The sequence below is a fragment of the Streptomyces sp. NPDC002004 genome (genome assembly GCF_053593975.1).
The window spans coordinates 48,674-70,877 of the sequence record NZ_JBSFDP010000035.1; the positions used below are offsets into that span (position 1 = coordinate 48,674).

The 22,204-nt window shown below is 70.1% G+C and carries 18 protein-coding genes; 9 read left to right on the forward strand and 9 right to left on the reverse strand.

Annotation, left to right across the window (positions count from 1 at the left end):
• Positions 1–181 precede the first annotated feature (181 nt).
• Together ACWCP6_RS31625 and ACWCP6_RS31630 are read right to left on the reverse strand one after the other, a co-directional pair.
• On the reverse strand, positions 182–1,630 hold the full coding sequence (locus ACWCP6_RS31625; protein ID WP_450936025.1) for an arylsulfotransferase family protein: 1,449 nt from the start codon (positions 1,628–1,630) through the stop codon (positions 182–184).
• Positions 1,631–2,400: 770 nt separating this feature from the next.
• Positions 2,401–2,862 (reverse strand): hypothetical protein, encoded by a 462-nt coding sequence (locus tag ACWCP6_RS31630; protein ID WP_450936026.1) that lies wholly within the window; start codon positions 2,860–2,862, stop codon positions 2,401–2,403.
• Between the two features lie 628 nt (positions 2,863–3,490).
• On the opposite strand from ACWCP6_RS31630, the gene ACWCP6_RS31635 reads away from it, so the two are divergent.
• The 5 genes from ACWCP6_RS31635 (at position 3,491) to ACWCP6_RS31655 (ending at position 7,850) form a co-directional block, all read left to right on the forward strand.
• Positions 3,491–4,669 (forward strand): sensor histidine kinase, encoded by a 1,179-nt coding sequence (locus tag ACWCP6_RS31635; RefSeq protein ID WP_450936027.1) that lies wholly within the window; start codon positions 3,491–3,493, stop codon positions 4,667–4,669.
• Positions 4,666–5,364 carry a response regulator gene (locus ACWCP6_RS31640; RefSeq protein WP_450936028.1) on the forward strand — a complete coding sequence of 233 codons (699 nt, stop codon included), beginning with the start codon at positions 4,666–4,668 and terminating at the stop codon, positions 5,362–5,364. The genes ACWCP6_RS31635 and ACWCP6_RS31640 overlap by 4 nt, the downstream gene beginning before the upstream one ends.
• 148 nt (positions 5,365–5,512) lie before the next feature.
• Positions 5,513–6,451 carry an ABC transporter ATP-binding protein gene (locus ACWCP6_RS31645; RefSeq protein WP_450936029.1) on the forward strand — a complete coding sequence of 313 codons (939 nt, stop codon included), beginning with the start codon at positions 5,513–5,515 and terminating at the stop codon, positions 6,449–6,451.
• Positions 6,448–7,260: an ABC transporter permease gene (locus ACWCP6_RS31650; protein ID WP_450936030.1), complete on the forward strand. Its 813-nt coding sequence runs from the start codon at positions 6,448–6,450 to the stop codon at positions 7,258–7,260. The genes ACWCP6_RS31645 and ACWCP6_RS31650 overlap by 4 nt, the downstream gene beginning before the upstream one ends.
• Positions 7,261–7,502: 242 nt before the next feature.
• Positions 7,503–7,850 carry a zf-HC2 domain-containing protein gene (locus tag ACWCP6_RS31655; RefSeq protein ID WP_450936031.1) on the forward strand — a complete coding sequence of 116 codons (348 nt, stop codon included), beginning with the start codon at positions 7,503–7,505 and terminating at the stop codon, positions 7,848–7,850.
• 205 nt (positions 7,851–8,055) lie between these two features.
• Here ACWCP6_RS31655 and ACWCP6_RS31660 read toward each other — a convergent pair whose 3' ends face one another.
• On the reverse strand, positions 8,056–9,576 hold the full coding sequence (locus tag ACWCP6_RS31660; protein ID WP_450936032.1) for a sensor histidine kinase: 1,521 nt from the start codon (positions 9,574–9,576) through the stop codon (positions 8,056–8,058).
• Positions 9,573–10,334, reverse strand: coding sequence for a response regulator transcription factor (locus ACWCP6_RS31665; RefSeq protein WP_450936033.1), 762 nt, complete (start codon positions 10,332–10,334; stop codon positions 9,573–9,575). Before ACWCP6_RS31665 ends, ACWCP6_RS31660 begins: the two co-directional genes overlap by 4 nt.
• Positions 10,335–10,933: 599 nt before the next feature.
• Between ACWCP6_RS31665 and ACWCP6_RS31670 the strand changes: the two genes are divergently transcribed.
• Genes ACWCP6_RS31670 through ACWCP6_RS31685 form a run of 4 tightly spaced genes read left to right on the forward strand, consistent with a single transcriptional unit; the run spans position 10,934 to position 16,912 of the window.
• Positions 10,934–12,526 (forward strand): IucA/IucC family protein, encoded by a 1,593-nt coding sequence (locus ACWCP6_RS31670; protein WP_450936034.1) that lies wholly within the window; start codon positions 10,934–10,936, stop codon positions 12,524–12,526.
• A complete protein-coding gene (locus tag ACWCP6_RS31675) occupies positions 12,523–14,256 on the forward strand; it encodes an IucA/IucC family protein (RefSeq protein WP_450936035.1) in 1,734 nt (577 codons plus the stop codon). Before ACWCP6_RS31670 ends, ACWCP6_RS31675 begins: the two co-directional genes overlap by 4 nt.
• Complete coding sequence (locus ACWCP6_RS31680) at positions 14,253–15,524, forward strand: type III PLP-dependent enzyme (protein ID WP_450936036.1); 1,272 nt, start codon at positions 14,253–14,255, stop codon at positions 15,522–15,524. The genes ACWCP6_RS31675 and ACWCP6_RS31680 overlap by 4 nt, the downstream gene beginning before the upstream one ends.
• A 2-nt stretch (positions 15,525–15,526) precedes the next feature.
• A complete protein-coding gene (locus tag ACWCP6_RS31685) occupies positions 15,527–16,912 on the forward strand; it encodes an MFS transporter (protein WP_450936047.1) in 1,386 nt (461 codons plus the stop codon).
• Positions 16,913–17,228: 316 nt separating this feature from the next.
• Here the strand turns inward: ACWCP6_RS31685 and ACWCP6_RS31690 are convergent, their stop codons facing one another.
• The 5 genes from ACWCP6_RS31690 to ACWCP6_RS31710 form a co-directional block, all read right to left on the reverse strand.
• On the reverse strand, positions 17,229–18,404 hold the full coding sequence (locus tag ACWCP6_RS31690; protein WP_450936037.1) for a low temperature requirement protein A: 1,176 nt from the start codon (positions 18,402–18,404) through the stop codon (positions 17,229–17,231).
• A gap of 225 nt (positions 18,405–18,629) precedes the next feature.
• A complete protein-coding gene (locus tag ACWCP6_RS31695) occupies positions 18,630–19,031 on the reverse strand; it encodes a PPOX class F420-dependent oxidoreductase (protein WP_450936038.1) in 402 nt (133 codons plus the stop codon).
• Between the two features lie 215 nt (positions 19,032–19,246).
• Positions 19,247–19,750 (reverse strand): CDP-diacylglycerol diphosphatase, encoded by a 504-nt coding sequence (locus tag ACWCP6_RS31700; RefSeq protein ID WP_450936048.1) that lies wholly within the window; start codon positions 19,748–19,750, stop codon positions 19,247–19,249.
• A gap of 40 nt (positions 19,751–19,790) precedes the next feature.
• On the reverse strand, positions 19,791–21,155 hold the full coding sequence (locus tag ACWCP6_RS31705; protein WP_450936039.1) for a vWA domain-containing protein: 1,365 nt from the start codon (positions 21,153–21,155) through the stop codon (positions 19,791–19,793).
• Entirely contained in the window at positions 21,152–22,009 is an 858-nt protein-coding gene (locus ACWCP6_RS31710; RefSeq protein WP_450936049.1) for an AAA family ATPase, read from the reverse strand. Before ACWCP6_RS31710 ends, ACWCP6_RS31705 begins: the two co-directional genes overlap by 4 nt.
• Positions 22,010–22,204: the final 195 nt, after the last annotated feature.

A 22,204-nucleotide genomic window follows, 5' to 3' on the forward strand; every position in this document is an offset into this window, starting at 1 on the left:
TCCATTTCAGGAATATTTGTGGACCGGAGCCACCATGGCGAACTGAATCGGCAGCCGTTACGGAATGACTCGGACGAACGGCACAGCAGGTGCGGCGAGAAGCCCGGCGTCTTCGGAGCGTTCGTCGGCATGCATGCCCAGGTGCGGTCGGCGGGTTGGATCGGGGTGCGGTTCGGTCTCTTCAGCCATGCCGCGGCTCCGTCATGGTCTCCCTCGTCAGCCGTTGTCCGGAGAGCTTCACGACGTGGGAGGTACCGATGACCTTGCCCTGTGCATTGAGCGCCTTGACCTGGAAGTACGGCCCGGGGGCGTTCGTGGTGACGGCTGTCTCGAATCCGGAGCGTGGGGTGCTTCTGTCGACGACCGACAGGTGGTGGGGGTCGGACCCGGCGAGTACCCGCCATGCTCCGGTCTGCGTCGAGCCGTTCCAGGAGGCGTAGACGACGCTGCCCCCGCCGTGGGCCCGTGCCGCGGCACTCGGGGGGTAGTAGGGAGTGCCGGTCCATTCGTTCCGGAACGCTCGGTACGAGATGTCGGAGCCCGGCTGCTTCGCGTCGTAGAGCAGGTTCTGCGAGCCGTCTGCCTGGGTGTTGCCCGGCCCCGCGTACTCCGAGTAGTAGGGGCTCTGGCCCCATCCGATGAATTCGTTGCCGTTGCCAAGGGCCTGTGTGTTGCCCTGGGTCGGGGATTCGAGCGGAGGCTGGTGGTAGTAGGTCCTGTCCACGGTCGCCTTCCGGGTGCGGAAGTCGAGGTTCAGGATCAGGCCGTGCGACACCTGTTCGGGGGCGCCGTCGGGCAGGTCGCAACAGCCGTCGTCGAACATGCTGATCCGGTTTCCGGGCCGGAACCGGGCGTCGTGCTGCCAGTAGAAGTCCGCGTTCGGGCCGAAGGTGAAGTCGCTCTTCCTGCCTCCGATCTGGTAGCGGATACGGCCGGACTTCTTGGTGACGCCGTAGATCGCCCACATGTTCCGGGCCGAGATCAACAGGTGACCGTCGGAGTCCTCGTCGACCGAATTGATGTGAAAGGCATCCCACACTCCGTCCGACGACGACGCACTGGAGACCGGCTCCTCGGAGTCCGCGGGGTTCAGGTGGTCCAGTGCGTTCCACGAGAAGACAAGTCTGCCGGTGGCGAGGTCGACCTCCTGGATTTCACTGTTCTCGATGGCGCCGTTCTTGGGGCCGCCGTAGGGGGTGAGATCCATGGGTACGGGCCTGGAGGCGATGAACAGCGCGGTGCCCCTGCGGGTCAGGGTGAATTCGTGCTCGTCCGGGTAGTAGCCGTGATGCGCGAAGACCGTCTTGAGGAGTCGGTAGTCGGTGTCGTAGATGTAGTAGCACCCGCCCGGTTCCGGGGCGCCCGCCGGCAGGTTCGTATACGTCGGTGGCAGGGCGAGGCTTCCTTGCCAGAAGGTCAGCACCGGTTGTCCCCGGTCCCTGCGGGCGCCGTAGTAGGTCTGGACCTTGAAGTCGGCGTTCTGGAGGTTCGTGGAGGGGAGTGGGCGGAACCAGACCGGATCGCCGGCGTTGTCGTTGATCAACGACCCGGTCTGGCCGATCATCCTGTCGGCGCTGAACGGGCCGACGAAGATGTCTCCGCGCGCCGTTCCTGGCTTGTTCGCAGTCACGGTGACCCGCATGGGGTGAAGCCCCGGCTCCGAGACGAAGCTCCACACATCGCTGCCGGAGAGAATCGGGGGTGGGGTGATTTCCCCCGGGGGGAAGGGCTTCGTCGCGCACAGGTGATCTTCCCCTTGCGGTCGCGCCGCAGCCGGGGACACGGATCCTGCGACGGCACACCCCGCAACGAGCACACACGCGCCGACCGTGCGGCCGGTCCAGCCTCGCGCTCGGCAAACCTGCAGTTGTCGCGTCACCATGGCCGACCTCCTGGGGACCCGGCACCCACTTCACCCAGGGCGGTGCCGCTGGTCTTCGAACGCTCTGTCCGGCTAGCCCCTCACCGGCCCCGGCAGCGACCCGGAATGATCAAGATGGGGGTGTTCCTCGGGCGAAGGTAAGTGACAGGGGCGGTTCGTGACGGCTGAAAGTCACTCAGGTGGGCCGTTCGGCAGACGTGGCCTCACTCGGACGAGTAGCAGTCCGCGGGAGCGGCAGCAGCCTCGGCCGCGCAGCCCAAGGAGCTGGCCCCATGCACAACCTCGCCACGAGAACGCCCGCTCGGTCCGGAACGGAACCGGGCACCGTGTCCAGTACTGCACCCACACCGACTACCAGTCGCGCGTTGCATCCACCCCTGCCGGCGCGTGCGGAAACCTGCAGGGCCGCTACCGGATCGTTCCTTCAAGCCGCAGTAACTGCCAGTCCCCGGCTGAGGGTGGACGTGGCAGGACGATGCCGAGGCGGCATGACTCCGCTTCGCCCACCTGATGCGCTGTCAGCGGTGCGCCGCCTGCTTTCTACTGAGGCCCGCCTCCAGCAGCGCGTCGAGAGTCGCCACGCAGGTGGCTGGCCACATGGAGTGGGTGTGAATCCCGGGGGTCCATGAGAGGACCAGGGTGGCAGTGAGGAACGTTCTGAGCCAGCCCAGTCCGTATTCGGTCACCCTGGCCCGGGGGCCCTCTCTGCCGATGGCGTTCCGCAGGATCACCCGGAACGGGATCAGCACTGCGGAGGCGACGAGCGCGCACGGCAGTGCGAAGAGTACGGCCCAGAAGACCGCCTCCATGCCGTCCAGCTCGATCACGCCCGGAAAGGCGGCTGCCGTGGCGAGCACGACGATCAGCAGGAACGTGCCCACTGATCCGGCCACGATGACCGCGACGCCGGCCCCTGCTGCCGCCACAAGCGACTTCTGCCCGGCGCTGAGCGTGGCCCACGACTCGTCGTCGTCCTGCATTGCGTCGTTCCCTCGGCTCAGACCGCGACGGGCTTGGTTGTCTTGACCACGTCTACCCCTGACACCGCGGCGGTCGTCCGGGACCGTCGTGCCGGCGGGGGAGCAGCTGCCGCGCCGTACATGCCGGCCCTCAGCACCACGCCGGTGACGGCGATCCGGCCGCGAGCAGGCCTGCGGGTTTCCGAACATGTTGCTTCGTGAGACACGAGGTTGTCCCCCTGAATGGATGTGGAGCTGAAGGTCCGCGCTCATCGGGACGCCTGGTCAGGGAACGTCCGCCCTGTGAGCAGCGGCGATCATCTTCCGGATGAGGTGGCCGGAATGTCAAAAATATGAGTTCTTTCTGAGGTTTGATCGTCCCGGACCGACCGCTCGTGGGGACGGTCTGAATGGCTTCACGAGCCGTAATGAGCTTCTCGACCCTCACACCGTGTCGGACGGTCGGTTCGGAGGTGTCATGTTCACGATCGGAGACTTCGCTCGACGTGGCCGCGGCTCGGTCCGGACGCGTCGAGCCCGGCTGCTCCCCGCGGGGTGACACGATGCCCGGTCCGTCTGTCGCACCTACGGTGGTGGCATGGCGGTGATCAACGGTTGGAGACGGAGGGGCCGAGCCCGGTTCCGAGCGGTGGACGCACTGCTCCCGGCCGTGCTGTTCGTGCTGTCGGTCGTGGCTGCCTCGGTCGACCCGCACCAACGCCAGGTCCAGCTGCGCTGGCCTGCCTTGGTGCTGGCCGCGGTCGGCTGCTCCGCCCTGGTGCGACGCGGCAGCCGCCCGTTCGGGGTATTGGCCGTGGCGGTTGTCTGCGGTGTGGTCTTCCAGGTGCTCGGTTTTCGGGAAAGCCCGTTGGTCACGAGCCCGGTACTGGTGTCCGTGTATTCCGTGGCCGTGCGGACGGACCGGCGCACGACCTGGACCACAGCATTCGCGTCGGTTGTGGTGCTGGTGGGAGCGGCCTCGGTGTTCGCCTCGCAATCGTGGCTGGATCCGGACAACGCGGCGATGCTGGCGTGGACGGCCCTGTCGGCCGCCGTCGGGGACGGAGTGCGCTCACGCCGTGCCTACGTGGCGGCCGTGGAGGAACGGGCGGAGCACGCGGAACGGACCCGTGAGCAGGAGGCGCAGCAGCGGGTGGCGGCCGAGCGGGTCCGGATCGCGCGGGAACTGCACGACGTGGTGGCGCACCACATCGCCCTGATCAACGCTCAGGCGGGTGTCGCCGTCCACGTGGCGGAGCGGCGGCCGGAGCAGATGCTCGCCGCCTTGGAGGAGATCCGGGACACAAGCCGTTCCGCACTGGACGAACTACGGGTGACGGTGGGTCTGTTACGGCAATCGGACGAACCGCCGGCGCCACGGGATCCGATGCCGGGCCTGGCCCACGTACCGGCCCTTCTCGCGTCGTTCGAACGCGCGGGCCTGACCGTCAGCCACTCCCTGCGGGGCGCCGCAGAACCGCTGTCGCCGGCGGTCGACCTGGCCGCGTACCGCATCGTCCAGGAGGCCCTCACCAATGTGCGCAAGCACGCCGGGGTCGAGAGCGCCCGGTTGTTCCTGCGCTACCGCCCTGAATGGCTGACGATCACCGTGGAGGACGACGGTCGTGCCGGAGGGCACCAGGCGCACCCCGGGACCGGCCACGGGCTCATCGGGATGCGTGAGCGTGCCGCCACAGTCGGGGGCTCGCTGTCCGCTGAAACACGCCCCGAGGGTGGTTTCACCGTGACCGCCGACCTGCCGCTTCGACCCGGCGCGCCGGTGGGCGGCCGTGCAACGGACGAATCCGTCGAGGAGAGATCGGCATGACGATCCGCGTACTGCTCGCCGATGACCAGGCCCTGCTGCGGGGGACCTTCAGGATGCTGTTCGACTCCGCGGACGACATGGAGACCGTGGGCGAGGCCTCCAATGGTCGCGAGGCGGTCGAGCTGGCGACGACGCAGCGTCCGGACGTACTCCTGATGGACATTCGTATGCCCGACATGGACGGCCTCACCGCGACACGGCTCATCAGCGGGTCCGAAGACCTCGCGGGGGTGAAGGTCCTCATCCTGACCACCTTCGAGGACGACGAGTACGTGGCAGAGGCGCTGCGCGCGGGCGCGAGTGGCTTCCTCGGCAAGGGCGCGCGGCCCGAGGAGCTTCTGACTGCCGTACGCACCGTCGCAGCCGGCGAGGCACTGTTGTCCCCGTCGGCCACCCGGGTGCTGATCACGCGATTCCTGGCGCGGCCGGAACCGTTCCCGGCCGCGACGCACGAGCAGCTGGAGCGCCTGACGCCACGGGAGCGCGATGTCATGGGTCTCGTCGCGCTCGGCCTGTCGAACGACGACATCGCCGAACATCTGTTCGTGAGTCCGCTGACTGCCAAAACCCATGTCAACCGCGCCATGACCAAGCTGGCGGCCCGGGACCGCGCCCAGCTCGTGGTCATCGCCTACCAGTGCGGTCTGGTCAGCCCGGCCACGGAACCGGGCCCCGCACCAGCATCCATGCCCTGACCTGCGCACACACCCTTCCACGTCCTGTATGGGCCGTAGGCCGGCCCGACGCGTACCGCAGCCGTGGTAGCCGGAAATCGCTGCACGGGGACGACGCGCCGGGGACCGGTCCCGGGCGAAGCTGAAGGTCATGAACGGAGGTTTCGCCATGATCGAAGCCCACCGCCTGACCAAGAGGTACGGAGACAGAACCGCTGTCGAGGAGTTGTCCTTCACGGTGCGCCCCGGCATCGTCACGGGGTTCCTCGGTCCCAATGGAGCCGGCAAGTCCACCACCATGCGGCTGATCCTCGGGCTGGATACACCAACGGCGGGGCATGTCACCGTGAACGGCCGCTCCTATGCATCGCACGCCGCACCCCTGCACGAGGTCGGGACGATGCTGGAGGCCCGCGCCTTCCACACCGGCCGCACCGCGTACCACCACCTGTCGGCCCTGGCGGCCACCACGGGCATCTCCCGCCGGCGCGTGAACGAGGTCATCGACCTCGTGGGTCTGCGCGAGGTCGCCGACAGACGGGCCGGAGGCTTCTCACTGGGCATGGGCCAGCGCCTCGGGATCGCCGGCGCGCTGCTCGGCGACCCCGCCACCGTCATCCTCGACGAGCCGGTCAACGGGCTCGACCCGGAAGGCATCCGGTGGATCCGCAATCTCCTCAAGGGCCTGGCGAACGAGGGGCGCACGGTCTTCGTGTCGTCCCACCTCATGAGCGAGGTGGCACTCACCGCCGAGCATCTCGTCGTCATCGGCCGCGGCCGCCTCATCGCCGACACCTCGGTCGAGGACTTCATCCGCGGTGCAGCACGCAACGTGGTGCGCGTGCGCTGCCCGCACATCGGCCGCTTGAAGCGTCTGCTGGCCGGCCCCGACGTCACCGTCAGCATCTGCGGGCCGTACACCTTGGAGATCACCGGCCTGACCAGTGACCAGATCGGCACCGTCGCCGCCGCGCACAGGCTCACCCTGCTCGAACTGTCCCCGCAGCAGACCTCGCTGGAGGACGCATTCATGGAACTCACCCGTGACGCAGTCGAGTACCGCGCGAACGCCGACTGCGAGCCGGTCGGAGCAAGGAGCGCGTCATGACCACGAGCCTCACACCCACGCCCGTCGCGACGGCGCATCCCGGCAGAGTTACCGTGCCCCGCGTCCTCAGGTCCGAATGGATCAAGCTGCGTACGGTCCGCTCCACGCCGATCACCCTGCTGGCCGCCGCTGCCGCGATGGTCGGCCTGGGAATGCTTGTCAGCCACCTGCGGGCAGGCCACCTCGACGCGCAGGAAATGGCACACTTCAACGGAGCCGAGGTCAGCCTGGGCATGTACCGGCTCGCACAGTTGGCCGTCGGTGCACTCGGCGTTCTGGTCTTCACCGGTGAGTACTCCACCGGAATGATCCGTGCCACGCTCACCGCTGTCCCCGGGCGCCTTCCCGTTCTGGCGGCCAAAGCGGCCGTCTTCACCGGAGTCGTCCTCGCATCGATGACAGCAGCCTGCTTCGCTGCCTTTTTCGGCGGCCAGGCGGTCCTGTCCCCCCACCACCTGGACACCCGTCTCTCCGACCCCGGTGTCACCCGGGTGGTCATCGGCACGGCCCTCTACCTCACCATCGTCGGACTGCTCGGTGTCGCCCTGGGCGCCATCATCCGCAGCTCCGCCGGAGCCATCGCGACCCTCGTGGGCATCCTGCTGGTCCTGCCCGGACTGGGAGCCCTGCTCCCGGCCGACTGGGCGCGGCACATCACCCCGTACCTGCCCAGCAACGCAGGGCAAGCCGCCCTCTGCGTCGTGCCCGATCCCGCGATGGCCCCCTGGGCGGGCCTGTCACTCTTCGCCGGATACGCCGCCGTCCTCCTGGGCATGGCCGCGGTGCTCCTCAAAAGCCGCGACGCCTGACCGCTGCCTCAGGTGCCGCTCGGCCTCGGCAGTCCGGCCCGCGCCCCACCGGTTCGGTGACCGGACGGCCTCCGCCCGACGGCTGTTGCCGAGAGCACCGACAGGCCGCGCCAGGAGCCCTTCCGCCGTCACTCCGCCGCAGCGCCGCGCACAGGTCGCCGATCGCCTGCCGACGGTCCCGAACCGTGCAGCCCCGCCAGGCGTGCGGCGTGCACCTCCGCAAGAGAAAGGACACCCCGCTCATGTTCACGTCCCCCCAGGAATGCCGCACGATCCGTGACCTTCTGGCCGGTCACGCACTCAACGCCCTCGCACCGGACGAGGCGAGCACCGTCGGATCCCACTTGGCAACCTGCCATGCCTGCCGCGACGAACACGACTGTCTCGCAGCGGTGGCCGGACACCTGTCCCTGCTCCGCGACGCCCTGGCCTTCGACACCGCTCGACGACAGCAGACAGGTGTACCCGGCCGGACGGAATGCCGGCACGTATCACGAGTACGGCCTCGGCGGCGCACCCGAGCCCGAGCGGCCCTCGCCGGTCAGCTCACCCTCTCGCAATGGGTCAGCAGGCTCGCGTACGTCAGGTGAACCTGGCCGCCTCTGGTGGGCCCGCACCCTCCAGGACACCGGCGCAGGCACGCACCGCCGTAAAGTCCTCGTCGCCCGACGCAACGCCGCCATGCGTGCCGCCCACGTCCGCGGCGTCGACCGGGACGTGATCATCCGGGTCGTCGGCTTGAGCGGCGGCAGGTCCGCAAGGCGCTGCGCGGGGAGCCGACGACGCCCTAGCCCGTCAGGGGCCGGACATTCCAGAAGTTGAGGTCCCCGTGCCCGAAGTCCCTTCGGGCGCGGCCCTCTTGTCGTCCGTGCTGTGTCCGCGCAGCGGAGACAGCTGCTGAAGGGGCGTCGAGCTGCTCCGGCCACGAGGGGTACGGGCGGTGCGGAGGCGGACGACGGCGTCGAGGCCCCCGCGGGGTGCGGCCTCCAGGGTGACCTCACCGCCGCTGGCGTGGGTCAGCCGCTGCACCATGGGCAGGCCGAGGCCGGTGCCGTCGTGTGGGGCGTCGGCCGCGCGCCAGAAGCGGTCGAAGGCGCGATGCCGCTCCGCCGCGGTCATGCCCGGGCCCTGGTCGGTCACGTGCAGCTCGACGACCGACAGCGTGCGGCCACCGCCACCAGGAGCGCTGATGGTCGTGAGGGTGATGTCGGTGCCCGGCGGGGAGACGCACAACGCGTTGGAGAGCAGGTTGTCGATGATCTGCTCCAGAGCGCCCGGCACCGCCCACACCCGGCCGACCCGCTCACCGGCCACGGTGATGCCGACGTGCTGTTCGCCGGCGAACGCCGTCCAGATGGACGCGCGGTCGGCGACGACGGCGTCGAGATCGATGGCCTCGGGTGTGATCGCCGAGTTCTCCAGCCGGGCCAGGGCGAGGAGCCCCTGGACCATACGGCTGAGGCGCTCGACTTCGCCGATCGCCTCGTCGAGGCTCTCCTGCGCACAGGGGGCGAGGTGGGGCTCGAAGTTCTCCAGACGCAGGCGCAGCGACGTCAGCGGGGTCTTCAGCTGGTGCGACGCTTCGGAGGCGAAGGCCTGCTGGGCGTGCAGCAGATGCTGCAGCCGGGTCGCGGTGCTGGTGAACGAGGCGGCCAGCCTGCGCAGTTCGGGCGGCCCGCGGTCGGTCGCCGGTGGATGGGTGAGGCGGCCGTCGGCGAGTTGCGAGGTGGCACGTTCCAGGTCCCGGACGGGGCGGGTGATGGAGCGGGCCAGCGCCGAGCCGATCAGGGCGACGGCTGCCAGCACCCCCAGCCCGACCGCGGCGAGCGCCACCCATGTGGCATGGACCTTCTCGGCGAGGTGGGCCAGGGGATACAGCGTCCGCACGACGCAGGGGACATGGTCGCTGGAGCTGCCGGGCACGGTCACGACGAGTACGTCGTCGCCCGTGTCGTGCCGGATCCCGCTGGTGGGCCGGGCGCGCAGCGCTGCGGCGATGTCCGGCTCGGCGGAGAGATCCCTGCCGACCGCGGATGTGGCGGCGGTGTCGGCGAGGTCGACGCCGTTCCGGTCGGCGACGGCCACGGTGCTGCCGGTGCGACGCGCGTAGGTGCGGGCGAGTGCCGGCAGGTCGCCGGTCAGCCCCTGCTCCAGCTTCTCCTCGCAGACCGCTGCGAGCGTCACCGCGCCCAGCTTCGCGGTGTTGGAGAAGCGGGACAGCTCGCCGCGGGCGTAGACGAATCCGAACGGCACTTCGAGTGCGAGCAGGACGAGCAGTATCAGGCTCAGATAGCTGAGCAGGAGGCGACGGGTCACGCGGTGCCTTCCTCTCGGCCGGCGTGCGAGACGGGGACGGCGTCGGGACCGGTCGGCGGGACCAGGCGGAAGCCGATGCCGCGGATGTTCTCGATCCAGGAGGAGTCGCCGAGCTTGCGGCGCAAGGCCGCGATGTGCACGTCGAGGGTCTTGGTCGGGCCGAAGAAGTCGGGCTCCCAGGCCGTGTCGAGGATCTGCTGGCGCGAGCACACGGCTCCGGGATCCTCGGCGAGGCAGGCGAGCAGGTCGAATTCCTTGGGGGCCAGCGCGATCGATGCCCGGTGCAGATGGACCTGGCGGGTACGGCGATTGATGGTCAGGGGACCGATGTGCTGGGCACCGGGTGACCGCATCGCGTCCCGGTCGCCCGGAGATTCCGGCTCCGCACGGCCTGCGTCGGCCTCCACCGGCCGGGTGCGTCGGGTGACCGCGCGGATCCGGGCCACCAGTTCGCGTACGCCGAACGGTTTCGACACGTAGTCGTCCGCGCCCATCTCCAGGCCGAGCACCCGGTCCACCTCGTCGCTCCTCGCGGTGATCATGATGATGGGCACGGGGGAGCGGGCCCGCAGCGCCCGGCAGACGTCGATGCCGTCCATATCGGGCAGCCCCAGGTCCAGTAGCACCATGTCCGGAGCCGACGCGGCCAGTCCGCCGGCTCCGGTAGGGGCGTGTTCCACGGTGAACCCGAAGCGGCGCAGGCCCTCCATCAACGGCTGGGCCACCCGCTCGTCGTCCTCGATCAGCAAGACACGCATGACGACAGGCTCACAAACGTCGGGCGCATTGTCCGGAGAAACCGCCGAAATCTCCCCCGAGCCAGTGACCCTTTACGGATCGTGGTGCCACGAACCGACGTGTGGGGGCTTTTTTCGCCCGATACCTACGCCGGGTGGCGCAGCCGCCGGGGGGACTGCGGAAGGAGATCCAGCGTAGTGACAGTGCGGGGTAAGGAACTGGTTAAGAATTCGGATTTACGGCATGCCCGTCACCGCTCCGGCTTCCGATCGAGCATCAGCAAAGCCCTTCAGATGCACGTGACTTGGGTGACCCGAGGGCACTCGGCCGCTCGATTTCCGGCATCGCACGATCCGGACGACGTGCGTCACCGGAATCCCGAGCCGTGCGGCTGAGACCGTGCCGCGGCCGGGAAATTCACCGAACCCCCAGCCGTCGCGGCCAAGCGCGCTTCATGTTCGCTGGGAATCCGCTTACTCGGCGTGTCGTAGTGTCGCTGGACAGCGGAATCCACACGAATGCCGAACGAAGTGCCCCGTAAACAGCACCAGGAATGAGCCATGCCGAATCCGCACATCATCATCATTACGCCGCCTCGCTCCGGACGAGGACGCCGAGCGTGAACGCGACCACGATCCACGAACTGCGCCGCCTGCGCCCCGACCTGGTGGAGCCGTACGCAACCGCGCTCCCGGGAGCGCGCGCAACCGTGCTCGGCCGCCTGTGGGGGGCCTTCGCACGGGAGGAGCTGCCCGGCGTGACCCGCCGTCACCGGGACGGGGACACGCTGGTCCTCACCCTTCGGCACGGTGACCGGCTCACGGCACCCGCCTCCTGCGCCGACCGGTTCGCCCGGGTGGCCGACGACTTCACCGTGTCCGGGCCCCACGGGCCCGTCCGGGCACCGAGGACGCTGCTGGCACACCTGGGACTGCGGACCCCCGCGGCGTCACGGCTGGCGGACGAGCTGGACAACAGCGTGACCAACCTGGCCCTGGCCCGCGCAGCGCACGCCGGGCGGACCGGCCCGCCCGGTGACTCGATCGACGCCGAGCAGGCGGTCGTCGACGGCCACCCGCAACACCCGTGCTGCCGGACCCGCACCGGAATGTCGGTCGCCGAGGTGCTCGCCTACGCGCCCGAGCACCACCCGGTGGTCGAGCTCGCTCTGCTGCCCGTCCCGGCCGGGCACTGGCACGGCAGCGGCATCTGGCCCGAGGAACTGCGCGACGGCGACACGGTCCTCGTACCGGTCCACCCCTGGCAGCGGGACCACATGCTCGCGCGCGACGCCGAGGTGGCGGGGACGATCCGCGCGCGGCCCCTGTTGTCGCTGCGGACGCTCGCACCGCTGGACGGCCTGCGCGGCCGGCACATCAAGACGGCGCTCGACGTGCAGGTCACCAACTACCGGCGCACCATCTCGCCGGCCGAGGTCGCCGACGGCCCGCTCCTGTCGGACCTGGTCGAGGCAGTCCTGGACAAGGCCGGATTCGGTGAGAGCCTGCGGGTCCTGCGCGAGCTGGGCGGCGGCACCGTACTGCGGGGCGACGGACCGTCCGCGAGCCTGGCGGCGATGATCAGGGAGTCCACCGACATCCACCTCGGCACCTCCGAGATCGCGGTGCCGCTCACTGCGGTGCACGCGACCGGAGCCGCCGTTGCACAAGGCGATCCGGTGCGCTGGCTGGCGGAGTTCGCCGGCCTTGTGCTGCCACCTGCGCTGACACTGCTGTCCATGGGCGTGGCCCTGGAGGCCCACGGGCAGAACACCGTGGTCGTCCTGCGGGACGGGCGTCCGGTGCGCGTGCTCTACCGGGACCTGGACGGAGTCCGGGTCAGTCCGCGACGGCTCGCCGGGTGCGGGTTCACGCTGCCGCCCCTCATGGGCACCCGCGCCGGCGACGACATGGACTCACTGCGCACCAAACTCTTCGGCGGGCTGCTCAGCGGAGTCTTCAGCGAGCTGGTCGACGTCTTCGCCCGTACCCTGGCCGCCGACCCGTCAGCGCTGTGGGAGACCGTCGCCGAGGCAGGCCGCCGTGTGTACGCCGACCTGCCGGACGACGGGGACGCGGCAGCGTTCTTCGGCGACACGCTGCCGCTGAAGGCGACCATCGCGATGCGCCTCGCCGATGCGCCGGGCAAGGCCCAGTGGACTCCCCTTCCCAACCCCCTCGCACGCCTTCGCAGAACCGGAGCGACCGCATGAGCACCTCCACCACCTCCACCGCATCCGACGGCTCGACCACCACGCCGGCGGATGGGCGCCCGGCTACGACACGGCGCGACCAGCATGCACGGACCGCGGACACCGTCACCGCCCACACACTGCTCAACTGCCTGATCCGTGAGCTTTCCGCCCCCGAGCACCAGGTCACCGTCGACCAGGACCACCTCCTGATCCGACTGCCCCGCCGCGACCTCCTGCTCCGTGCAGCCCTGCGCCGGGTCTCGCTCATCGGCTCCCACCGTTTCCTCGGCCCGGTGCAACGGCTCGACGAAGGCGCATGGGCCACGATCGACTGGCGTGAGCTGGCCGGCCACATCCAGGACGAACTGGAGCTGCGCACCGACACGGCCAACGAGGAGTTCCTGCCCCAGGTCACCGACAGCCGTGACACCATCCGCACCATCCTGGAACACCGCGCCCGCCGGACCCCGCACAGGGACCCCTACCTGGCGTCGGAGCAGTCCCTGGTCTTCGGCCACCGCTTCCATCCCACACCCAAGGCCCGCACCGGCGACCCAGCGGACTGGCTGGCCTACGGGCCGGAGACAGGAACCCGCTTCCGCCTGCGCCATCTCGCCGTGCGCCGATCTCTCGTACGTGAGGAGGGCGACCTGAGCGAGCTGGACACGCTGTGCCCACCGGGCGAACCGGGATACGCGACGCTCCCCGTGCACCCCTGGCAGTACCGGCTGCTGCGCAGCCACCACCTGCTGCGCGAGGCCATGGACGCCGGCGACGTCGTCGACACCGGCGTCCACGGCCCCGAATTGGCGCCGACCGCTTCGGTGCGCACCCTGTACCAGCCGGACGCCGACACCTTCCTGAAGTTCAGCCTGAACGTACGCCTCACCAACTGCGTCCGCAGGCACGCCCATTACGAACTGTCCGGCGCCGTCACCCTCAACTCCGTCGTCCAACCCGTGTTCGCCGTCCTCGCCGACCGTTTCCCCGGATGCGGCCTGCTCGCCGAACCCGGCTACCGCACCCTGGACACCGGCGGGGACACCGACCTCCTGGAGGGCTTCGGCGTCGTCGTACGCTCGGGGCTGCGCCCCCACCTGCGTCCCGGCGTGACACCCCTGCTGGCCGCCGCGGTCGCGGACGAGTACCCCACCAGCACGGCCCATGTGTCCCACCTGCTCGCCCGTGGCGACGGCGACGTCCTGAGCTGGTGGGACACCTACCTGAGACTGCTGGTGCCGCCGGTGCTGGCCGCCTACTTCGAACACGGCGTCGTACTGGAACCCCACCTCCAGAACGTCGTCATCGGAGTGAACGCCGACGGCACGCCCGCGCAGATACTCCTCCGCGACCTCGAGGGCACCAAGCTGCTGCCCGGCCACCATCGGCACACCCTCGCCGGTCTGACCGACGACGTCGGCGCAGCGCTCACGTACGACGCCGAACGCGGCTGGAACCGTGTCGCGTACTGCCTGCTCGTCAACCATGTCACCGAGCTGCTCAGCGCCCTCGCCGACCTCGGCCCGGCACGCGAGCCGGCCCTGTGGGGCCTTGTCCGCGACCACCTCGACTCCTACGCCCGTACGGCCGCCGAACCGGCGCGACTGCGCGCCCTGCTCTCCGGCGTCCCGCTCCCGGCCAAGGCCAACCTCCTGCTGCGCTGGAACCGCCAGGCCGACCGGCACGCCACCTACGTCCCCCTTCCCAGCCCGCTCGGCGCGGACTTCCCCCGCGAGGTGATCCGGTGAGACCCGCACTGCTCCACCACGTCCACCAACTGGCCGACGACGACCTGCCCGCCTACGTCTACGACCTGTCGAGCCTGCGTGAACACGCCCGCGCCATCCGGGCCGCACTCCCGGAGCGCGTCGAGCTGCTGTACGCGACGAAGGCCAACTCCGACCCCCGGCTGCTCAAGACTCTGGCCGGGCACCTCGACGGATTCGAGGTCGCCTCGGGCGGCGAACTCCAGCATGTGCGCGGTCTCCTCCCCGGCGCGCCGATCGCGTTCGGCGGCCCCGGCAAGACCCCGGCCGAACTGGCACAGGCGCTGGACACGGGTGTGCAGCGCCTGCACATCGAGAGCGAACACGAGCTGCGCGTACTCACCACCCTGCTGGGCGACCGCACCACCGACATCCTGCTGCGCGTCAACCTGCCGGTCGCGCTCGGCCCGGTCGCTCTCGCCATGGGCGGTCGGGCCGCCCCCTTCGGCCTGGACCCCGCCCAGCTGGACCGCTGCCTGGAGGTCGTCGCCTCGGACCGGCGCATCCGCCTGCGCGGACTCCATGTGCACCTCGCCAGCGGACTGCGGCCCACCGCCCAACTGGCCCTGGCCGAGGAGGTCCTGGGCTGGGCCGACGACTGGGCCCGCGGGCGGGATCTGGACCTCGCCGAGGTCAACGTCGGCGGCGGGATGGGCGTCGACTACTCCCGGCCGCAGGAGGTGTTCGACTGGGCGGCCTACGGCGCCGGTCTGCGCCGGATCCTGACCCGCTACCCCCGCCTCACACTGCGGATCGAGCCCGGCCGTTCGGTCACCGCGTACTGCGGCTGGTACGTCACCCAGGTCCTGGACGTCAAGTTCAGCCGGGGCCAGGCGTTCGCCGTCCTGCGCGGAGGCACCCATCATCTGCGCACACCCGCCGCGAGACAGCACGACCAGCCTTTCGACGTGCTTCCCGACGACTCCTGGAACCAGGCATGGCCCCGCCCGGAGGCCCGTGACGAACCGGTCACGCTGGTAGGCCAGCTGTGCACGCCCAAGGACGTCCTGGCGCGCCGCATCATGGTGGAACACCTCCGCGTGGGCGACCGGATCGCCTTCGCCATGGCGGGCGCCTATGCGTGGAACATCTCCCACCATGCGTTCCTCATGCACCCCCACCCGACCTTCCACCACATCGACGACACGGCGACGGCCACCCACGTGGCCGAAGCGCCGACCCCTGGACGGGAGGCGGCCACCGACGTGGGGGAGTGCGTTCCGGACGCGCGCGCCCTGCAGACGTCGTGAGCGTGCACCACCGTGCCCGCGCAAGTCGAGGGAAGGCAGTCCCCAACGGGGTCCTCGCCACGCTCGGGACCCGAAATCTCCGGCGCTTCCTGATCGGCCAGCTGACTTCCAACATCGGCACCTGGATGCAGCGTGCCGCACAGGACCTGCTGGTTCTCCAGCTGACCGGCAACAGCGGTGGCGCGGTCGGCGTCGTGACCGCTCTGCAGTTCCTGCCTCAGACCCTGTTCGGCCTGACCGGGGGCATGCTCGCCGACCGCTTTTCCAAGCGGCGGTTACTCCTGACCACCCAGTCGGCCATGGCGGTGCAGTCCCTCCTGCTCGGGGCGCTGACCGTCACCGGCACGGTCACCCTGCCGTCCGTGTACGCGCTGGCTTTTGCCCTTGGCACCGCCACCGCCCTGGACGGCCCCGCACGCAACGCGTTCATCTCCGAGCTCGTCACCCGTGAGCAGGTCGCTTCCGCAGTCGGCCTGAACTCCGCCCAGTTCAACGTCGCCCGCATCCTCGGCCCCGCCCTCGCGGGCCTGACCGTCGGCGCCGCGGGAATCGGCGTGGTGTTCCTCATCAACGCCGCCTCGTACGCGGCCGTCCTGTACGGCCTGGTCACATTACGACCCGAAGAACCCCGTACCCCCGTCCCGCCCAGGCGTGGCCGCGCACGGCTGCCCGATGCCTTCCGTCACATCGCCGCGACCCCGGAACTGCTCCTGCCGATCACGGTGACCGGCATCGTCGGCACCTTCGGGCTCAACTTCCAAGTCACCATCAGCCTCATGGCGATCACGGTCTTCCACTCCGGCGCAGCGGCCTTCGGCTGTCTCTCGGCCGCGTACGCCACGGGCAGCCTTGTCGGCGCGATTCGCGGAGCCGGCCGCCGGCGGCCACCCGACGCACGACGCCTGGTCACCGCAACCGTGGTCCTCGGGACACTGGAGACCACGCTGGGTCTGATGCCCGGCTACGGCACGTTCATGGCCCTGCTGATCCCGACCGGCTTCGCCTCGGTGACCGTCACCACGACGGCCAACGCTCTGACCCAGCTCCATGTGGAGCCACGCCTGCGCGGCCGCGTCCTGTCCGTCTACTTTCTGGTCCTCCTCGGCGGCACCCCCATCGGCGCCCCCCTGGTCGGCCTGGCCTCGGACGCCTTCGGCGCCCGTTCCAGCCTGATCCTCGGCGGTCTTGTCTCGGCGGCCGCCGGGCCGGCCCTCATGGCATGGGTCACCGCACGCAGCCGACGTCCACTGCGACTCGAACAGCGCCGAAGACGGAGAGCCGACGGCGAGGCTGGACGACCGGCCGAGACCGGCCCGCCGCTCACCGAACATCGCAGCCCCCCGGCGGATCCCTCCAGCACGGCTTCCACCAGCCGACCTACCAGCTGAGCACGGTCCGGGGTCCGCGCGCACCGGCATGCGCCGTCGACGTACGGACGCCGGGTTTCGCATTGCATTCCCGGGGGCTGAGGAAGCCGTCGGTGTGCGGGAAGGGTCTTCGTGCTTGTGGGATCCGGTCAGTCAACGGGCGGGGGAGTGCCAGGTGGTGGTCGGGGCGCCGTAGTCGATGGGCTCGTTCAGACGGCCGCCGCGGTCCGCCGGGCGTCCGGCGCGATCGCGCTTTACGCACAGCACAGGCGTGGGTACGGCGGTCCGCGGGAGAGGTCCTGTCCGGGCGGCCCCCCGGGCATCCGGCGCGGGGCGGTCAGGCAGTCGGGAGTCGGGAGGCGTTGCGGCGCGCCGCCAGCAGGTGGGCCACCGCCTCCGCGGCCAGCACCGCCACCACCGCCTGTGGCGTGAGGACCTTGCCCAGGGCGATCACGGCCAGGGGGACCAGTACACCCGGCACGCCCCAGGGTGCCGTCCGGCGCAGAGTACGGCCGTACCGCAGGCTGATGCCGGAGTGCGCGGCGTGGTAGAGGGCCTGGCCGCCGGCCAGGGCGATCAGGGCTCCGGTGGGCAGCCGGTGGTGGCCGGCGTCCGAGACGGCGGTCCCCAGTCCGGCGGCGAGCGCGGTGATCCCGGCGACGGCGAAGAAGTGGAGGAAGGCGACCACGTCCCGGGCCATGGCGTACATCTTGCCCGCAGGTTGCAGGCGCAGGTGGTGTTCGGCCGCCGGAGTCGCGAAGTCGAAGTACGACCACCACAGTGCGGCCAGTAGCACGAAGCCGAGCACGCCGACCAGGGCTGCCTGGCCCGTCCAGGTACCGGACATGGCGCTGATCAGCGCGATCACCGACTCACCGAGCACGATGATGACGAACAGGCCCACCCTCTCCACCAGGTGCTCGACGCTGATCGGCCCCGGCAGGGAGTTGCCGCGGCCTGCGGCGATGATGACGACCTCGATGGCCAGCGCAACCGCCCACAGCACGAAGCGCCCCGGGGCCGGCACAGCCGCCGAGGCCGCCCACAGTGCCGCCGTCACCACACAGTAGGTGAAGGGGCGCCAGCGGGGGACCCGTTGGTCCGCAGGCAGGTCCCGGGAGGTCGCGGGCCACCACTGGGCGAACATCACCAGCCGGGTGGCGGCGAGAGCCAGGGCGAAGACGGGGGCACGGGCCCCGAGACCGTCGGGGACGGCGGCGCTCATCGCGGCGAGCGCGAGCATCCCGGCGAGCATCAGCAACCGGGCCCGGGGGCGGTCGTCGTCGAAGAGGTTGGCCTGGAACATGAAGTTGATCCAGGCCCACCAGGCGGGGGCGAACAGGACGAGGAAGGCGACGAAGTCGCCCGGTCCGGGGTCTCCGTGCAGCCCTTCGGCGAGTTGGGCGACGACCGCCACGAAGACCAGGTCGAAGAAGAGTTCCGGCCAGCCGGCGTGGCGGGCTCCCGGTTCCGGTGCGTCAGGGGGGACGGCGGTCGGCGCGGCGTTCTGCATGGCCGCCACCGTAGTGTCCGGCGGGCCGATCCGGCCCCGTCCGCACGAGCCGCCGCCGATACCGCGACGAAGGCCGACGGCGGCTACCCGGGCACAGGCATGAGCGGCCTCGTCCGCCTCCCCGGGCCTCGCCCACGCTGGACGAATGCGTGGGCCGGGCACCGGCCGACCGCGTCCACACCGACTCGAAGATCAGTCACAGGACCGGCTGAGACATCCTGATCATCAGCCGCGGGGGCTGCTGATCCGTTCGGGTTGGATCACGTAGATCACCCGGACCTGGTCGCGGCCCCCGAACCAGGGGTAGGGGCCGCCGAGGTACTTCTGCGCGAGCGCCTCGATGTGGTCGACCGCCCCCTCGGTGGTCACACTCACCACACGGCCGCGGATCTGAACGTAGGAGGCAGGTTCCGAGGGGTCGGCGACGGCGACGGCCACCCGCGGGTCACGCGCGATGTTCCGGGTCTTCTGATGCGACTCGACGCTGTTGATCAGGACGTGCTCCCCGTCGGTGTCGACCCATGTCTGGGTGAGCTGGGGTGAGCCGTCGGGCATCGTTGTAGCGATGTAGCAGGTGCTGGGGCGGCGCAGCAGCGCCACCACGTCCTCGCCGAGAGGTACGGGCACGGGGTTCTCCAGGGGGCGGTTCGGTGACGTACCGGGGCAACGGTAGTCACGGCACGGGACCAGGACTTCGCCCCACCCCCCTCAAGTGCCTTCCGCCCCGAACAGACCCCAACAGCTCTGCTCGCCGGCGCCTGCGACTCCCGGCCCCCTGATGTCCCAACCCGGTGCCAGGGTGGCCCGAGGTCTTCGCCGGCGAGGAGCACCGCCACGCGCCCTCACTTGCAGACGAGGATGCTGTCGCAGTAGCCAATTCCCTGGGGGGCAGGGGCGGTGTGCGGGAGGTCTTTCCGGCTGTTGAGGACGTAGTACCCATCGCTCGGGCCGGAGCCCGCCCCAATGACGATCAACGTCTGTTGTCCCATGGTCTCGTGTGCCGGGCTCACGACGTAGTCGTTGAGTGCCTTGCAGAGGTTCAACGTCTGGAAGCCGTCGACGTGGACCACTCGGTAGCTCCGCGGGTCGGGCTTCGGCGGACTGGGCTGCTCGTCGACTCCGGTGACCGTGGTCAACCGGTTGGGCCGACTCTTCAGATCCTTGGCGACCGTGCCCGCTTGGCGGGCTTTGTCGAGCTCTGCCTTCACTCCCGGGCGGACACTGGACATGTGGATGTGCAACTGGTCGTGCGAGCGGCTCCCGACCGCGTTGACCCCCAGCCCGGTGCTCCCCCAGGGCGGGCTCGAGAACCAGAAGCCTCCGGAGCCGGTGAGCTGCCCGCGGATGCCGGCTCCGCAGCCATGGCGCTTTGTCGACGCATCTCGATCAGACCGGCAACAGGCGGGCGACCAGGGCGCCGAGCTGCTGGGCGTTGCGGCATTCGTGCATCTCGACCAGCTCGGCGTAGGCGAGCGCGGCGGAGTCTCCCGTGCCCCACTGGGAGCGCTGCTCGGGGTTCAACCAGTAGACACGGCGGGCCTGGCCTACGATGTGCCGCACGGCGGGAAGGTTCGGGTTGCTCATGTTCGTCCGGGCGTCACCGAGGACGAAGACCGTCGAGCGCGGGCCCACCGCTCCGCCGTACCGCTCGACGAACTCGCCCAGCGCGGTGCCGTAGTCGCTGCTTCCGTGCCAGCCCGTCAGTGTCGCCTCGGAGTTGATCCGAGCACTCAGGCCCGCCGGAGCTGCCGTGCCGTGCTCCAACAGGCGGGTCACCTCGTCGACCCGGTTGACGAAAGCGAAGGCCCGCACCTTGCTGAACTGATCGTGCAGCGCCTGCACGAGCAGCAGTGTGAAGTCCGAGAAGCCGGACACCGAGCCCGACACGTCGCACAGCAAAACCAGTTCGGGGCGGACGGGACGGCGCTTGCGCAACACGAGCCGTATCGGCACGCCGCCCGTCGACAGCGAACCCCGCAAGGTCCGCCGCAGGTCGATCGTCCCGCGCGCGGCACGTCGGCGGCGTGCGGCGAGCCGGGTGGCCAGTTTGCGGGCGAGTGGTTGAACCGCCCTTCGCAGCTCCGCAAGTTGTGCCCGTCCCGCGAACAGGAAATCGACCCGGTCGGCGGTCGGGGCGATGGCCCGCCGTGCGATCTCGTCGACGCCGCGCCGCTCGGCGACGCGGCGCCGTGCCTCCGTGACGACCTGTCCGCGGAACGCTTCGATACGTCGGCGGATCTCGTCGTCGAGCAGCCGGTCGGCGAACCCTGCAGTGCCGGACTGTGCCCGGATGCCGTCACGGACGCGTGCCAGGAGTGTCTGGGGCCGGAGCCGCTCGAGCGTCTGGTAGGACGACCATCCGTCCGAGCCCTGCGAGGAGCCGTAACCACCGAACCCGTCGACGGCCTCGACGGCCAGTTGGCCCAGCAGCGCCTGGTCGCCCGCGACGAGCGCGGCCGCGATACGGTCACGCAGGTCGTCCCGGTCCGCGGGCGCGGGTGTGCTCGGTGCCCCGACGGCGCGCGGAAAGTACAGGTCGAAGACCCGGTCGAACGTCACCCGTTGAGCCGTGCTGTGCAGCAGCGTCGCGGCCAGTCCCTCGCGCAGCCGCTCACGATCCGTCAGGCCGAGCGCCGCCACCGCCTGCGCCGCGTCGACGGTCTCCCCGGTGCCGATGCGGATGCCGTGCCCGCGCAGTGCCCCGACGAGACCCGTCAGCCGCTCCGCGACAGCCGCCGTCGGCGTGCTCACAGAGCATCCAGGTCGAGTTTGGCGCCCGCCTTCGCGATGTCGTCCTGATGCTTGAGGATCACACCGAGAGTGCTGCGTACGACGGTCTCGTCGAGCGTGTCCGCGCCGAGCGCGAGAAGAGTGCGCGCCCAGTCGATGGTCTCGGCGACCGACGGCGACTTCCGCAGATCCATCTCGCGAAGCGCTCCGACCACCCGCACCACGGATTCGGCCAGCGCCTCACCGAGCCCCGGGACCTTCAGCAGCACGATGCGCCGCTCCAACTCCTCCTCCGGAAAACCGATGTGAAGGAAGAGGCAGCGGCGGCGCAGCGCCTCGGACAGCTCGCGGCTCGCGTTCGAGGTGAGGACGACGAACGGCCGGCGCACCGCGGTGATCGTGCCGAGTTCCGGGACGGTGACCTGGAAGTCGCTCAGCACTTCGAGCAGCAAGCCCTCCACCTCGATGTCGGCCTTGTCGGTCTCGTCGATCAGGAGCACCTTCGGATCGTCGCCCCGGATGGCCGTCAGCAGGGGACGCGCCAGCAGGAACTCCTCGCTGAAGATGTCCGTGCGCGTCTCGTCCCAGGTCTCGTCACGGCTCGCGCTGATGCGCAGGAGCTGCTTGGCGTGGTTCCACTCGTACAGGGCGCGCGACTCGTCGACGCCTTCGTAGCACTGCAGCCGGACCAGCCGCGCCCCCGAGACCTGTGCGACGGCCTTGGCGAGTTCCGTCTTGCCGACCCCGGCGGGGCCCTCTATGAGGAGCGGCTTGCCGAGGCGGTCCGCGAGGAAGACGGTCGTGGCGACCGAGGGCGACGCCAGGTAGCCGGTCTCGGCGAGGCGTGCGGAGACGTCGTCGACGGATGTGAACAGCAACGGGGCCTCCAGCTCGGCGGGCACAGGTCCGGACGTACTATCTAAGCGCTTGTTCAGAGATGTGTCACGCGGATGCGTCGGCACGGGCCCACACCCACCCCGGCGCGGTCACCCGGAGGACGACGGCCTCTGCACGGCCTGCATCACTGCCGATTCCCGCCCTCGGGAAGGAAGCCCTCAGGGTGCCCGGGG